Raw genomic sequence first — 13,532 nt, 5'->3', positions numbered from 1 at the left:
TCAATAATTCTGCCAGTTTCATCAACAGCACAAATATCTAAAATAATATTTTTAGCAAGAACAGTATTTTGATTGATTTCAGGATTTTTAACAATCATTTTTTTACAGTCGATATTGGTAACGAGTTTAACGATGTACTTTCTTAACATTTTGGATTCAGCAGTATCTCTGGAAAGAAGATATTTAAAGAAAAGATCGTTATTAAATTTAACTAAATCATTTTGATAATTAATTACTTCACTCATACAATAATCCTCCTATTATTTTTTACAAAATAATCAGGAGGATTACTTTTAAAAATCAAATGTCACTAAAAAATACTATTATAAGATATATTCTATAAACTTATTTATCAGTAAATTATAAAAACACAATTTTTAAATACTGAAAGTTTCAATAAAACAACAGCAATTTTTTAATATATACCTACTCTAATTTAAAATACTTGATCTTATAAGTACTTCGATTTCATGCACTTACCCTATAAAATGATTATATAAAATTTTAGAAAATGATATAATCATTCTTACAATCCTCAATTATTTTTAATACATTATTATAAGCAATTGATAATGTTACAGTATTGATATTAGGATGCATCAACAAACGCTTTCCAACCAAATCACTATCAATAATTATCTTTACTTTACCACTATCATTAATAATTCCTAGTAAAGAAACTGCTCCTGGCTTCAATCCTAAATACTTATTTAACTCTACCTCATTTCCAAAATAAAGCTTACCACTATTTAAATAATTAGCTAAAGCTTTAAGATCAGCTCTTTTATTACTTTTTATAACATATAAATAATAATTATGATTAGCATTTTTTAAAAATAAGTTTTTTACACCCTCACCATTCATTGTCTCTTCAATAAATAATGCTTCTTTTACTGTTGAAACAGGTTTATGTTCCATCTTTACATAATCAATCTTTAAATTTGATAAATATTTATAAATATCCATATTACTACCTCATATAAATATGATTGTAATTAATTATTTTATTAATGTCACGTATTATTTAATTAATTTTTTTAAATTATAATCAAAGCCATATTTTAAAATATAATCCTCTAGAGTCCAATCATTATCATAGATGATTTTAGCTGCTTTTTTACCAACATAGCGTAAATGCCATGGCTCATTTGCTGTACCAGTTAAACTAGAACGATCTTTTGGATAACGCAAAATAAAACCATATTTATAAGCATTTTTAACTACCCATCTATATTCTTTAGTATCACCAAACACAAGTCTTTTTTTATCAATAACACTTTGACTTGTTAAATCTATACCTAAACCCAATTGATGTTCACTAGAACCAGGTTTTGCAACTAGTCCAGCTGCAGTAACTTCATCATATTTTTTAAAATACTCATTATATATCTCTGTCTGACTTTCATATGAACGATAACCACTATTTAAAACTAATTGATAACCTTCTTTTAAAGCATCTTGATACATATTTTCTAGTGCTTGTGCAGCATCTTTGCGTAATTTTTTATTTTCTGTATCAGGTGCTATTGGTATATTTGGTATAATTAAATCTTTAGGTTCATAATCTTTTGGTATGACAAATCCTTTTTTTATTAAAACTAAAGTATTTTCTGGTTGTAATATTTGATATTCGTTAGTTGGTTTATTTTTGGCATCGATAAAAGGATATGATTGTGATAATACTGCTGTTATAGGTTCTAGATTTGATTCTATATATTTTGGTAAGTCTTTAAAAATCATCCCTTTGATATTTAAATAGGGCTTTATAACTACATATGTATATTTATTATCTACAAGCATTTTAAAGTCTTCTAAACTTGCAAAAGACATTAAATTAATTATTTGATTATAATTATATTTCAAATTTTTTAATGATTGATAATATTTCTGATAGAATTCATCTATATACTCTACCACTTCTTTTGCTGATAAATCTTTCTTATATCCACGATAAATTTCATATTCCAAATAATGATTATCATTAGAGGTTTTATCCCATGAAGCAATATCAACAACTTTATCAGACTCTAAAAAACGCTCTACCTCTTCATCTTCTAACTTCAAAATAATATCTTGTTCACTAAAACTATATCCCTTTGCCATTAAATGAATTCTTTCAAGATTTAAAATAATCACTGTCCCTATAATTACTAATACCCCTATTATTGCAATTATTATTTCATATGAAAACTTATTTATCTTTTTCAAATTAATTTCCTCCTTTATATATCCTTGGTAAACGCTTCTTAATCCGACATAATATTTCATTACTAATTGTATCAGCTGCTAAAGCAAGTTGTTCAATTCTAATTTCATTATTTCCATCTTTACCTATAATAGTTACTACTTCATTACTAGTAAGGTTTTTAACTCTACTAACATCTACTAGCATCTGATCCATACATATACGTCCAATAATTGGGCACTTTTGCCCTTTAACTAAAACATATCCATTTGATGATAACTGTCTTGGGATACCATCTCCATAACCTATTGGGATTGTTGCAACTATGCTATCTTTAGTAACTTGATATGTAAGTCCATAGCCAATCTTTGTTCCTTTTACAAGATGATGAATTGTTGCTATTCGTGATTTTATTGATAAAACAGGACTTAAATCTAATTTAATTTTTAAATAATCACTATGAGATGATTTTATTCCATACATCAAAATACCAATACGTGCATAATCACAATCTATTTCAGGATAATTAATTAATCCATAACTACTTTGAATATGTATTTTTCCTACATCATTATATTTTTTTAACTTATTTATTAATCTATTAAAACTATTAATTTGTGATTTTGTAAATGAGATATCACTTCTTTTATTACTATCACAAACACATAAATGTGTAAAATATCCTTTTATATGTAAATTATTATATTCATATAGTTCTTCAATACTACCAATATCATTTACATCAAAGCCTAATCGATGCATTCCACTGTCAATCTTCACATGAACATCAATATCAAATCCACACCAACTTAACTCACAAGCATATTTAGAATCAATAATACTTTGAATTAAATGATATTTGTACAATTCAAACGCTCTTATTGGATGGGTAAAACCTAAAATTAATATTTCTCCACTAATTCCTGCCTTTCTTAATTTAATCCCTTCATCAATAGTAGCTACTGCATAAGCTGTTATTCCTATTCTTTGACAGTGTCTTGCAATCGTAATTAAACCATGTCCATATCCATCTGCTTTAACAACTGCCATAAATTTTGTTTTTGGTTTAAGTAACGATGACAAATAATTAATATTATGACTAAGTGCATCTAAATCAATTTCAACCCAGCTGCGGCTTGTAGAAATACTAACCATATTTTTTTACCTTTTATTATTTAGAGATATTACTTTCATTATTAAGCCCCATTTCAATAATTACATCTATTAATTTAGAAAACTCATATCCAGCTGCCTTCATCATCTGTGGAAAACGACTATGTGATGTAAAACCAGGAATAGTATTAACCTCATTAAAATAAATCTCATTTTGAGGTGTTAAAAACATATCTACTCTAGCAAATGTCTGACACCCTAAAATACGATAAATATTTTTTGCAGTATCTTGAATTTTCTTTATTGTTTTTTGATCAATTCGGGCTGGAAGATGTATTTTTGATGATTTAAGTGTATACTTTTCATTAAAATCAAAAAAACCTCCTGATAACTCTATTTCATCAACTACTCCTACTTCTAAATGTTTATTACCAATAACTGCACAACCAACTTCAAATCCTATAACTTCCTCTTCAATAATTACCTCATTATCATATTTAAAAGCTAAACTAATTGCATATTTTAAATCCTTATGCTCTGATACTTTAGATATTCCATATGATGAACCAGCTTTTAAGGGTTTTACAAACACAGGAAATTTCAAATCATATATCTCTTCATTTAAACCATTTCTCGATATAACAAAAGATTTTGCTGCTTTTATACCCTGAGATTTAACTAATTCATGAGCTCGATATTTATCCATACATAAAGCTGATGCTAAAATACCACTACCAATAATTGGAATATTTGCTAAACCCATTAACCCTTGTATTGAACCATCTTCACCATTTTTTCCATGCAAAACTGGCAAAACTGCATCTATATGATGATACACAACTTTACTATTTATAATTTCTATCATAGTGCCATGATTTATACCCAAACTTATACTTACACTGTTCATTGTTTCTTTGAACCATGTATCATTTAAGATATTTTCAACCTCACCTTGATAATGATACCATTTACCTGTTTTAGTAATACCAACCATGTAAAGAGTATACTTATCATATGGAAAGTTTTTTATAATTGCACCTGCTGATTGTAATGATACTTCATACTCACTTGAATTCCCACCAAATAATACTGCTATAGTTTTTAACTTCATTCATATCCTTCCTTTCGATAATAAAAACTTTTATTTGATATCTATATGATATCTAAAATAAAAGTCTTGTTTTTCAATATCCTCATAAGAAAAGATAACAAATTTCTTTTTATATTCTTACTTTTTTCTTACATTATAAAATATCTTTTATTAACTCATAATTATGCCTATTTTAATTCCATGAATTTTTGCAAATAAATATTTTGAAACAATAATATTCTAATGTACTTCAGTAGATAAGCTTTTTATATGTAATATTTTGACTTATTATTGTAAAGTTTAAATTATTAATTTACAATTATATTAATTGGAGGGTTTATGATTAAAAAAAAGGATTATATTATTATATTTATTATTGGATTAATAATTATTTGCGGTTTCATATTTAATTATTTCTTTTTTTATCAAACTGGAGCATATGTTCAAATCAAAATTAGTGGTAAAGTGTATCAAACGGTTCCCCTAAATCTTGATCAAACTATAAATATAGAAAATAAAAATACTCTAGTAATAAAAAATAATGAAGCTTACATTATAGATTCAACCTGCCCTGATAAATTATGTCAAAAACAAGGGAAAATATCTAAAAATGCTCAACAAATAATTTGTTTACCAAACCAAGTAACCATTGGAATTATCGCTAATAAAAATAACGATATAGATGCATCAACATACTAGGAGAATTACATGACTAAAAAAATAACCTATCTATCTTTATTTACTGCAATTGCCATTATTCTAGGATATATTGAAAGTTTGATTCCTTTTAGTTTTAGTATTCCTGGTTCTAAAATTGGATTAGCTAACATCATCAACATAATCATATTATATTACTATAGCCTTAAAGAAACACTAATCGTCTCATTGTTACGATGTTTAATCATTGCTATCACTTTTACAAACTTATACATGTTCTTATATAGTATTAGTGGTGCTATACTTAGTATTCTTGTAATGTATTTACTTAAACAAACTAAATCATTCTCTATGTTAATTATTAGTATTACTGGAGCAGTTAGTCATAATCTAGGTCAGTTAATTATTGCCATTATATTTTTTGGATTTAATATTATTTATTACCTACCATATTTAATAATTATCGCCTGTATTACTGGTACTTTAATGGGTCTTATTGCAATATCAGTAATAAAGAAATTAGGATATCCTAAGATATCCTAAACCAGCTTACGATTCATCCACTTTCCATTATAATACCGCCAAATAAAGAAAATACAACGCACTACCCAATCAATAAACATAGCTATCCAAACCCCTATTAATCCAAACGACATATATTGTCCTAAAATATAACTAAAACATAACCTAAAGATTAACATTGATAATGCTGATATAATCATTGTAAATTTAGCATCATTTGCTGCTCTTAATACATTTGGAAAAGTAAATGATAAAGGCCAAACTACAGCCGCAACAAAAGCATGTAAAAATATACATTGATAAGCAAGCTCTTTAGTTCTACTTGATAATGCATAAAAATTTAAAATTTCTGGAGTTATTAAAACTAAGACCACAATTATAGCTGCCATTGAAATATAAGTGATCTTCATTAACTTTTTCACATAATATTTTGCCTGCTTGTAATCATCTGCACCTACACATTGACCAATAACTGTAACCATCGCTAATGACATTGCCATCCCAGGAATAATCTGCATTTGTGCTAAGTTATTAGAAACAGCATTAGCAGCAATTGAATAGGTTCCAAATGCTGCAATTAAACTTTGAACTAATATCTTACCAAACTGAAACATTCCATTTTCTAATCCTGAAGGAATTCCAATTTGTAAGATTTTTTTATATATATTAAATCAAATTTCCAATGAAAATAATCATCTACATAAATATCTAAATCTCTTTGCCCTAACATTTTTAAAATCACACAACAAGCTACAGCTCTAGCAATTAAGGTTGCTAGAACCGCTCCAAAAACTCCCCATTTAAAACCAAATATAAATACTGCATTTAAAATAATATTTATTATATTCATGACTGCACTGTTAATCATTGAAATTTTTGAATTTCCAATCGCCCTGAATAAAGCTGCTCCTGAATTATATAAGGCAATAAAAGGATATGACATAGCAGAAAACAAAAAATAAATTTCAGCATTTTTCATTACATCCACCTCAACATTACCAAATATTAAATGCAAAAGTGAAGTATTAAAAATAATTACTATCACCATCATGAATAACGAAATAACCGCTGTAATAAGAATTAATTGTTTTGCAGCGTGTCTCGCCTTATCAAAAGCTCTCTGCCCAACGAATTGCGCTGCCACAACTGCTCCCCCTGTTGCCAAGGCTGCAAATATATTAATCAAAAGAATATTAATTCCATCAACTAAAGAAACTGCAGAAACAGCTGCTTCACCAACACTTGCAACCATTACAGTATCAAAAAAACCAACCAAAATAACTAATAATTGTTCAATTACAAGTGGCACAATTAATCTTTTTAAATCTTTATTAGTAAATAACACGCATAATCGCCCCCTACATAGACCTATTATACGCCTATCTATTTTAGATAGTAAATTATTTCTATTTTTGAAACATAAAAACTATTTTAATTTAGCCCATAATTCTATAAAACAATTATCTTCAAAAGGATTAAAATACTTTTGGATCAATAAACTATCAGGTGTCAAATTATGATTAGGTAACCATATATCATATAAATAACGACTTGCTTTATACAAAGCTTCATTTACTAATAAATCAAAATTTTCTGCTTCATAACTACAAACTATATATTTCCCCTTCGGCATTACCCGAATCTCATATCCTTCTTTAGAATCCTTTGATTCCACCCCAACAAAATAATTAAAATACTCTGGTTGATCAGATAATGTTAAAATATCTACTCCAACTTGATCATTATTTAACTTTAAATCCTGCCATAAATCTATAAAATTATTAATCTTAGGTTGATTTAAATCATTTATTAATGCTAATTTACTTTTTCCAATAAAATATTTATCCGATTCTATTGTTTTTTTATTAATTTCTAAAACCATTTTATCTACAATCAAAGGAACCCCAGTATCAATCAGTATATAATTTAAAGCAATATCAGGTTTTATATACTGATCTAAATGAATATCCGTTTTACGATATCTATCAGGTGAAATATCATAAACCTCCTTAAATACTTTACTGAAATTTCCATGATTAGAAAAACCACACTTAATAGCTATATCCAATATTCGTAAATCTGTTTCTTTCAATAATTTTGAGGCCTTAGCCAAACGTCGTAATTTAACATATTCCTTTACGGTTTTATTTGTTAAACGATAAAATAAACGTTGATAGTAATACTTTGATAAATGAGCAATTGCAGCTAATTTATCTATATCAATTTCTTCATCAAAATGTTCTTCTATATATTCAATTGTTTTTTGAATTTCTTGCCATGAATTCATTATCATCGCCTCCTTACATATACAGTCTAACATCCATCCTTTTTTTATGCTTATCCATAAATGCCCTTATAATAAATTATCATATAAAAAATGGAAGTTTTATCTTCCATTTTATTTACTATCTTTTTCAATATATTTATCAACTTGTTTTTCTAATATCTTAAATGGTGCTGGTCCTGTAGATAATATGACATCATGAAATTTTACCGCAGAAAACTTATCTTTTAACTTATCTTCTGCTTTATCATAAAGATCTTGGAATAAGAATCCAGATAAATAATATTGTAAATAATTTGTTGGTGTTTCTAAAAATAGATTATACTGTTCTAACATTGAATCTTCACTTACTTCACCAAAATTTTGATTCCAATATTCTTTATAGTCATCATAATCCCATCCATCATAATGAATTCCAATATCCATTAAACAAACAAATACTGATGTTAAACGATCATTTAAACTTTTATACTCTAAAACTGTTTTATCTTCTATAGGTGCATACTTATAGCCATTCCATTCAACATAAGTAGCCCATCCTTCACTATAACCATTGTAATCAATTAAATAACGTATTGTTGGTATATTTTTTTGTTGTTTAAAATATGTATGCTGATACATATGTCCTGGATATCCTTCATGTTCTATTGTATCAAACAAAGATTGTGAATATTCACCATTTATATAAATCAACTCTGGTGTATCAATTGGAGCATCTATTTTACCTTGTAAATAGGCAGCTGGAGAAAAATTATCTTTCCATGCATCAGGAACAGTTATAATTTCATAGTTAAGATTATCAATTTTAGGATAATCTTCTGTAATTGCTGTTTTTAAATAATCTAATGTTTGAGCAGTAGAAGTAAAATCTGAATATACTATTTCTGAAAAACCACTTACTTGGGCTAATTCAGGATTTTCAGTAATTAAAGTTATTGCTTCTTGAAGTAGTTTATTTTTCTTTTCTTCTAAATAATTTTTTACTTCTTTTATATTCATATCTGTTCCAACTCTACCCTGAAGCATAGCTTCATAGTATTCTTTACCTTTAGGACTACTATACAAACCTTTATTATCTTGATTAGTTGGTGTAACCTGTTTTAATTGTTCTTCTAAACTTTTATACGCATTTTTTAAATTTACTGAAACTAATTCTTGATTTTTTTGTTTTGCTTCATTTTTTTCTGCATCATTTAAAAAATCAACATTATCTATTCTTTGATTAATCCGTTCAATCAAATAATCATCTGTACTACTAGTATAATTTTGACACTGTTCAATAGTTTTTTCTAAAATATTTTTAGCTAATCCAGAGTTTTTCTCTTGACGTTTCTTTTCAATTTCTGCATATTTTAAAAATGTTTCTTCACTAGTTTCCAACATATTAAAATAACTATCTAAATCATTTTGACGTTCAAATGTATATTCACTTAATAGTAATGGTAATTGAGCCTGAAAACTAACAAAACTACCTAAGTAGCTATTATCAAGATCATAATATTCATACTGATAAGAAGTTCTTTGTAAATAGTCTTCTAAAATATCATATGTTAGTTTTTGATCATCAGTTAATTTATCATAATCATATGATCTTAGTTCCTTAAGTATTTTTTCATTTTCTTTTTTACTTTTTTTATAGCTTTTTTCATTACTATATGGCAAAGTTAATAACTGCTCTTCAAATCCATAGTTACTTGGATCTTGAAAAGTAAACTCAAGATTCATATCATCATCAGATAATACTAAATTCGGCATTTTTTCGATAAAAGTATCGAAATCTTCTTTTTTAGCTGTCGGTTCTTCTTTTTCATTATTAGTACATCCAGCAATATTTAATACCAATAACAAACCAAGTACAACCGAAATAATTTTTTTGTAATTTTTCATCTTATCAACATCCCTTTTATTTATATATAAATATATTATAACCTAAAACTACTAAATTTTTCTACTACTGATATTATAATTCATCAATTAAATGTTTAATTATTACATTAAAAAATATGTCATACATAAAAGTATGACATATTAACTATTTTGAAGCTATTGGTTTTTTCAATAATCCTAGTAATATCATTCCTACAATAGCTCCTATTGATAAGGCAATAAAATACCCTAATGGATTACTAATTACTCCTATAACGAATATACCACCATGAGGTGCCATTAATGTACATCCAAAAGCCATTGACAATGCCCCAGCAACTGCTGAACCTGCAATACATGCTGGTAAAATATGCAAAGGATCACTAGCTGCAAAAGGTATTGCTCCTTCAGTAATAAATGAAAATCCCATAATAAAATTAGTAACTGTTGTACTTTGTTCCTTTTTAGTGAAACGATTTTTAAAAAATAATGTTGCTAGAGCAATTGCTAATGGAGGAACCATTCCGCCAATCATTACAGCTGCCATAATATCATAATTCCCACTTGTAATAGATGCTGTTCCAAATACATAAGCTGCCTTATTGATTGGACCACCCATATCAGCAGCCATCATCCCTCCTAAAACTAGACCTAACAATACCTTACTAGAACCACCCATTGAATTTAAAATATTAGTAATTCCATTATTAACTGCTGCAACTGGTGGATTAATAATAAACACCATTCCTAGTGCCATAATTAGGATTCCAAAAAACGGATACAATAAAACTGGTTTTAATCCTTCAAATGCATCTGGTAAATAATCAAATAATTTTCGTAATCCTATCAATAAATATCCTGCTGCAAAACCAGCGGCTAATGCTCCTAAAAAACCAGAGCCACCTCCAGAAGCTAAAGCACCACCGACAAATCCTACTGCTAAACCTGGACGATCTGCAATCGACATAGCAATAAACCCTGATAAAATAGGTAACATAAATCCAAAAGCAGTATCACCAGCATTTTTTAAAAAAGCTGCTAATTCTGTATTACTTCCAAAATTTTTAGGATCAATAGTATAATCATCAAATAAAAATGCTAATGCTATTAAAATCCCACCACCAATTACAAAAGGTAACATATGACTAACACCATTCATTAGATGTTTATAAATTGTTCGACCTACGCCTTCATTAGAGTCTTCAATTTTTAAATTAACTGTGTTATCACTTTGATAAATTGGAGCATCATCACTCAAGGCTTGTTTGATTAAATCTGTTGCTTTATTAATTCCATCTGCTACTTTTACCTGAATAACTGGTTTTCCAGCAAAACGTGCCATCTCAACATTTTTATCTGCTGCAACAATAACTGCTTGACATTCAGAAATTTCTTTTGCTGTCAAAGCATTTTTAGTTCCACCACTACCATTTGTTTCTACTTTAATCGTTACATTCATTTCTTTAGCTTTTTCTTCTAAAGCCTCTGCTGCCATATAGGTATGTGCAATTCCAGTTGGACAAGCAGTTACTGCAACAATTTGATAACTACCACTAAATGATTTTTGGGCAACTTCTTTTTGAGTCTCTTTTTCTTTTTGACTAGCTTCTTTTTCATCAATAATTCTCATAAAAGTTTCTTTACTTTTGGCATTAACTAATGCCTCTTTAAAATCATTATCCATTAACATCTGCGAAAGCATTGCTAAAATCTGTAAATGTTCATTTCCACTTGATTTAGGTACAGCAATCATAAAAAATAATTGAGCTGGATTTCCATCAAGAGACTGATAATCAACTCCATCTTTAACAACCATTGCCGCTAAACCTGGTGCTACAACAGTTTCACTTTGAGCATGAGGAATAGCTATTCCTTCACCAATTCCTGTAGTACTTAATTCTTCACGAGCATATATTCCTTGTTTATAAACCTCTTTATCTTTTAAATTCCCCTGTTTATCCATTAGATCAACTAAATGATTAATAGCTTCATCTTTTGATTTAGCTGCTGCATTAACATCAACAGATACACACTTTAATAAATCTGTAATCTTCATTATTCGATAACCTCCACATTAATTTGTTGATAAACTTTATCAATCATTTCTTTTTTAGCTAAATCATCACTAAAAGCTGTTGCACCACCACATGCACTACCTAAGTGAATCGCTTCTTGATAACTTTTATTTTTTAAATAACCAGCAATAAATCCTGCAACCATTGAATCTCCACTACCAACTGAGTTAATTAATTCTCCTTTAGCACTATTACAAAAATACACATGATTATCTTCACTTATTAATAATGCCCCGTCTTTTCCTAATGATATTAAAACATTTATTGCTCCTTGTTCTTTTAACTTTTTTGCATAAAATATTATTTCTTCTTGATTATTGATTTTTGTCTTAAAAAGTTCTTCTAATTCATGATGATTAGGTTTGATTAAAAATGGACGATATGATAATACATTTAATAACAACTCGCCTGTTGCATCAACAATTACTTTGATTTTCTTTAAAATCAATCTTTTCATAATTGTTTCATAAATATTATCTGGTAATGATGAAGGTATACTACCCGCCAAAATTAAAATATCCCCATTATTTAAATAATCCAATTTTGATAATAATTCATCTAATTTTATATTATTAATATTAGGTCCATTACCATTTATCTCTGTTTCCTTTGTACTTTTCATTTTTACATTTATTCGTGAAATCCCTTCATCTAATACACATAAATCTAAATTAAAACCTCTTTTTTTTAACTGATCTTCTATTTCTTTTCCTGTAAATCCTGCAATAAATCCTAATGCAGTATTTTCAAGACCAAGACATTGTAAAATTGTAGATACATTAAAACCTTTTCCCCCAGGATAAATGGTCTCTTGATAAGATCGATTAGTTTTTCCTTCTTCAAAATCTTTAACCTTCATAACATAATCTAATGATGGATTAAATGTTATTGTATAAATCATACTTTATCTACCTCCACAACTGTAGTATGCTCTTTTATTTGATTTTCTTTACAATAATCACAAATTATAATTGCCTCATTTATATCACCAAAATGAACTGGACTTAATTTATTAAATTTACTATGATCACATAATATATAATTCATTTCACAACGACTAAAAGCAGCCTCCTTAATTAATGCTTCTTCATTATCAGGAGTTGTAAAACCATGTTCAATATCAACACCATTAGTTCCAAAAAAAGCTTTTGTAAAATGATATCTACTTAATTTTTGATAAGTACTCGCTCCAACACAAGCACCAGTAATCCCTCTTATCTCCCCTCCAAGACAAATTACCTTAAATCCTTTTTGTGCTAACATTTGTGCTTGTAATAATCCATTAGTTACATAAGTCGCTTTTTTTTCAATTAAGTAATCAATTAATTTTATTGTAGTTGATCCTGTATCAATATATACAGTATCATTTTCTTCAACTAATTTACCAGCATATTTCCCAATCAATTCTTTCTGTAATGAATTTTGCGATTGTCGTTCACTTAATGGATTTTCAACTGCTAAACTAGCTCTTTCAATAAGAACCGCTCCACCATGGACCCTTTTCAATAATCCTTGATGATCTAACTCCAATAAATCACGTCGTATCGTTGACTCAGAAGCTTTAGTTATATTTACCAGCTCCAATACATTTAAGCTTCCTTTTCTTTTCAATTCCTTCAAAATCAGTCGATGTCTTTCTTCTGTAATCATTTTCATTCACCTCACAAACATATTATATGACTATTCAGTCATATAGTCAATTATTTTATGAATGTTTTTGAATGTTTTTGAACAAAAATA

At 27.8% G+C, this 13,532-nt stretch carries 13 protein-coding genes and 1 pseudogene; 2 read left to right on the top strand and 12 right to left on the bottom strand.

What is annotated here, in order from left to right:
* The 5 genes and pseudogenes from BMW96_RS05715 to vanG form a co-directional block, all read right to left on the bottom strand.
* A pseudogene (locus BMW96_RS05715) lies at positions 1–245 on the bottom strand (hypothetical protein); the annotation flags it as partial.
* A gap of 259 nt (positions 246–504) precedes the next feature.
* The gene (locus BMW96_RS05710) at positions 505–966 is read right to left on the bottom strand and encodes a YbaK/EbsC family protein (RefSeq protein ID WP_092353395.1); all 462 of its coding nucleotides are present in this window, start codon (positions 964–966) and stop codon (positions 505–507) included.
* 54 nt (positions 967–1,020) lie between these two features.
* Positions 1,021–2,208, bottom strand: coding sequence for a M15 family metallopeptidase (locus BMW96_RS05705; RefSeq protein ID WP_244881266.1), 1,188 nt, complete (start codon positions 2,206–2,208; stop codon positions 1,021–1,023).
* 1 nt (position 2,209) lies between these two features.
* Positions 2,210–3,340 (bottom strand): serine racemase VanT catalytic subunit, encoded by a 1,131-nt coding sequence (gene vanT / locus BMW96_RS05700; RefSeq protein WP_092353391.1) that lies wholly within the window; start codon positions 3,338–3,340, stop codon positions 2,210–2,212.
* Positions 3,341–3,356: 16 nt separating this feature from the next.
* Positions 3,357–4,409 carry a D-alanine--D-serine ligase VanG gene (gene vanG / locus BMW96_RS05695; protein WP_092353389.1) on the bottom strand — a complete coding sequence of 351 codons (1,053 nt, stop codon included), beginning with the start codon at positions 4,407–4,409 and terminating at the stop codon, positions 3,357–3,359.
* 318 nt (positions 4,410–4,727) lie between these two features.
* Between vanG and BMW96_RS05690 the strand changes: the two genes are divergently transcribed.
* Both BMW96_RS05690 and BMW96_RS05685 read left to right on the top strand, forming a co-directional pair.
* Complete coding sequence (locus BMW96_RS05690; RefSeq protein ID WP_092353387.1) at positions 4,728–5,087, top strand: NusG domain II-containing protein; 360 nt, start codon at positions 4,728–4,730, stop codon at positions 5,085–5,087.
* Between the two features lie 9 nt (positions 5,088–5,096).
* On the top strand, positions 5,097–5,588 hold the full coding sequence (locus tag BMW96_RS05685; RefSeq protein ID WP_092353385.1) for a Gx transporter family protein: 492 nt from the start codon (positions 5,097–5,099) through the stop codon (positions 5,586–5,588).
* Here BMW96_RS05685 and BMW96_RS14460 read toward each other — a convergent pair.
* From BMW96_RS14460 to BMW96_RS05655, 7 genes are all read right to left on the bottom strand, one after another.
* A complete protein-coding gene (locus BMW96_RS14460) occupies positions 5,585–6,181 on the bottom strand; it encodes an MATE family efflux transporter (protein ID WP_244881265.1) in 597 nt (198 codons plus the stop codon). The two genes, BMW96_RS05685 and BMW96_RS14460, sit on opposite strands and share 4 nt — an antisense overlap.
* Positions 6,182–6,189: 8 nt before the next feature.
* Positions 6,190–6,912: an MATE family efflux transporter gene (locus BMW96_RS14455; protein ID WP_244881264.1), complete on the bottom strand. Its 723-nt coding sequence runs from the start codon at positions 6,910–6,912 to the stop codon at positions 6,190–6,192.
* Between the two features lie 81 nt (positions 6,913–6,993).
* Positions 6,994–7,854, bottom strand: coding sequence for an AraC family transcriptional regulator (locus BMW96_RS05675; protein WP_092353383.1), 861 nt, complete (start codon positions 7,852–7,854; stop codon positions 6,994–6,996).
* Between the two features lie 111 nt (positions 7,855–7,965).
* Entirely contained in the window at positions 7,966–9,738 is a 1,773-nt protein-coding gene (locus BMW96_RS05670; protein ID WP_092353381.1) for a DUF885 domain-containing protein, read from the bottom strand.
* A 145-nt stretch (positions 9,739–9,883) separates the two neighbouring features.
* Positions 9,884–11,773 carry a PTS fructose transporter subunit IIABC gene (locus BMW96_RS05665; protein ID WP_092353379.1) on the bottom strand — a complete coding sequence of 630 codons (1,890 nt, stop codon included), beginning with the start codon at positions 11,771–11,773 and terminating at the stop codon, positions 9,884–9,886.
* Positions 11,773–12,693, bottom strand: a complete 921-nt coding sequence (gene pfkB, locus BMW96_RS05660) for a 1-phosphofructokinase (RefSeq protein WP_092353377.1) — start codon at positions 12,691–12,693, stop codon at positions 11,773–11,775. Before pfkB ends, BMW96_RS05665 begins: the two co-directional genes overlap by 1 nt.
* The gene (locus tag BMW96_RS05655) at positions 12,690–13,442 is read right to left on the bottom strand and encodes a DeoR/GlpR family DNA-binding transcription regulator (RefSeq protein ID WP_092353375.1); all 753 of its coding nucleotides are present in this window, start codon (positions 13,440–13,442) and stop codon (positions 12,690–12,692) included. The genes pfkB and BMW96_RS05655 overlap by 4 nt, the downstream gene beginning before the upstream one ends.
* Between the last annotated feature and the right edge of the window lie 90 nt (positions 13,443–13,532).

It is taken from the genome of Thomasclavelia cocleata (genome assembly GCF_900102365.1).
GTDB lineage: Bacteria > Bacillota_I > Bacilli_A > Erysipelotrichales > Coprobacillaceae > Thomasclavelia > Thomasclavelia cocleata.
This window is presented reverse-complemented; position numbering and strand designations above follow the sequence as displayed.

What these genes read in the sequence shown, in the direction of transcription:
- BMW96_RS05675 (WP_092353383.1), bottom strand. Translation starts at nt 7,854, where the DNA reads ATGAATTCATGGCAAGAAATTCAAAAAACAATTGAATATATAGAAGAA.
- BMW96_RS05710 (WP_092353395.1), bottom strand. Translation starts at nt 966, where the DNA reads ATGGATATTTATAAATATTTATCAAATTTAAAGATTGATTATGTAAAG.
- pfkB (WP_092353377.1), bottom strand. Translation starts at nt 12,693, where the DNA reads ATGATTTATACAATAACATTTAATCCATCATTAGATTATGTTATGAAG.
- vanG (WP_092353389.1), bottom strand. Translation starts at nt 4,409, where the DNA reads ATGAAGTTAAAAACTATAGCAGTATTATTTGGTGGGAATTCAAGTGAG.
- BMW96_RS14460 (WP_244881265.1), bottom strand. Translation starts at nt 6,181, where the DNA reads ATGTTTCAGTTTGGTAAGATATTAGTTCAAAGTTTAATTGCAGCATTT.
- BMW96_RS05670 (WP_092353381.1), bottom strand. Translation starts at nt 9,738, where the DNA reads ATGAAAAATTACAAAAAAATTATTTCGGTTGTACTTGGTTTGTTATTG.
- BMW96_RS05690 (WP_092353387.1), top strand. Translation starts at nt 4,728, where the DNA reads ATGATTAAAAAAAAGGATTATATTATTATATTTATTATTGGATTAATA.
- BMW96_RS05655 (WP_092353375.1), bottom strand. Translation starts at nt 13,442, where the DNA reads ATGATTACAGAAGAAAGACATCGACTGATTTTGAAGGAATTGAAAAGA.
- vanT (WP_092353391.1), bottom strand. Translation starts at nt 3,340, where the DNA reads ATGGTTAGTATTTCTACAAGCCGCAGCTGGGTTGAAATTGATTTAGAT.
- BMW96_RS05685 (WP_092353385.1), top strand. Translation starts at nt 5,097, where the DNA reads ATGACTAAAAAAATAACCTATCTATCTTTATTTACTGCAATTGCCATT.
- BMW96_RS05665 (WP_092353379.1), bottom strand. Translation starts at nt 11,773, where the DNA reads ATGAAGATTACAGATTTATTAAAGTGTGTATCTGTTGATGTTAATGCA.